Genomic DNA, 1,520 nt, shown 5'->3' on the forward strand with positions numbered 1-1,520 from the left:
CATGCCGGCGCGGGTGGTGGCGCCGACCAGGGTGAACGGCGGCAGGTCGAGCTTGACCGAGCGCGCCGCCGGGCCTTCGCCGATCATGATGTCGATCTGGAAATCCTCCAGCGCGGGATACAGCACCTCCTCGACCACCGGGGAAAGACGATGGATCTCGTCGATGAACAGCACGTCGTGCGGTTCCAGGTTGGTGAGCAGGGCCGCGAGGTCGCCGGCGCGCTCCAGCACCGGGCCCGAGGTCTGGCGCAGGTTGACGCCCATCTCGCGCGCGATGATGTGCGCCAGCGTGGTCTTGCCCAGTCCCGGCGGGCCGAACAGCAGCACGTGGTCGAGCGCCTCGCTGCGCTTCCTGGCCGCGTGGATGAAGATTTCGAGCTGCTCGCGCGCCTTCGCCTGGCCGACGTATTCGGCCAGACTGCGCGGCCGCAGCGCGCGCTCGACCTGCTCTTCCTGCGGGCTGGCGACGGCGGGGGCGATGAGGCGGTCGGTTTCGATCATGGCGCCGGGCGGATTTCTACAGACATGCGCCGATTCTACCCTGCGTCTTTTGCGCTCATCGTGCGGCGAAGGCCAATTGGCCACGGCCAAGCGCCTTGGCACGGTAAAGCGCGCGATCCGCGCGCGCGAACGCCTGCTCGATATTGTCGCCTGCCGCACCCAGCAGCCAGGTCTGGCCTGCGCTGACCGTGCCATCCACCTCCAGATCCGCGGCACGCAGTTCGCTTTGGAGGTGGCCGGCCAGGCGCCGATACCAGGCAAGCACGCCGTCGTCGTCCAGTCCGGACAACAGAACCGCAAATTCGTCCCCGGCCAGGCGGGCAGCGATGTCGGAACTGCGCGTGAGCGCCCTGAGCGTATTCGCCAGCGCAATCAGCGCCCGGTCGCCCGCAGCGTGGCCGAACCGATCGTTGATCGATTTGAAATGATCGACGTCCAGCAAAACCAGCGCGATGGGATTGCCGCGCTCCGCCAGGCCGAGCATCTGCGGAAACCGGTCCTCGAAAGCGCGCCGGTTGGGCAAGCCGGTAAGCGGATCGGTCAGGCTGAGCCGGGCCAGCTGTTCGCGCTGATCGTGCAGCTGCTGCGCGATGCGGTTGATGTTCGCGGCCGCGGGGGCGAATTCGACTTAGCGCGTCGCGATGGCCGGCGCCGGCTCGTTGCGGGTCAGGCATGCCAGCGCCTCCATCGCGGCGTCGATGTCCTGCAGCACCGGGCGCCGCAGCCGCACCGCCGCCGCGACCAGCAATAGCACAACGGCTATCAGGGTCAGCCCCCCCGCCAATATCTGCAAACGGCCGTTGTGCGTGATCAGCTGTACCGGGGACCGCACCCGCAGCGTCCAGCCCATCGCCGGCAACGCCACGCTGATCTCGCGCACCGCCCCCTGCAGGCTGCCGCTGCTGACCACCGGCTCGCCGGCCGCATCGATGAGGGCGATGGCATGGCCGGGCTGGGTGGAGTCGTCGACGATGCGCTGCAGTTGCGCCAGCCGCACGCTCAAGAACACCTGGCCCAGC

2 protein-coding genes and 1 pseudogene are annotated in these 1,520 nt (G+C 68.6%); all 3 read right to left on the reverse strand.

Features of this window, described 5'->3' with window-relative positions; translation table 11 throughout:
* Positions 1–501 (reverse strand): AAA family ATPase (locus Q0L94_RS17800; protein ID WP_296756013.1); only part of this gene is annotated, 501 nt, incomplete at its 3' end.
* A 55-nt stretch (positions 502–556) separates the two neighbouring features.
* Complete coding sequence (locus Q0L94_RS17805) at positions 557–1,102, reverse strand: GGDEF domain-containing protein (protein WP_366799487.1); 546 nt, start codon at positions 1,100–1,102, stop codon at positions 557–559.
* Positions 1,103–1,129: 27 nt separating this feature from the next.
* Positions 1,130–1,520: pseudogene (locus tag Q0L94_RS17810) on the reverse strand (GGDEF domain-containing protein); the annotation flags it as partial.

This window comes from Thiobacillus sp. (assembly GCF_024708915.1).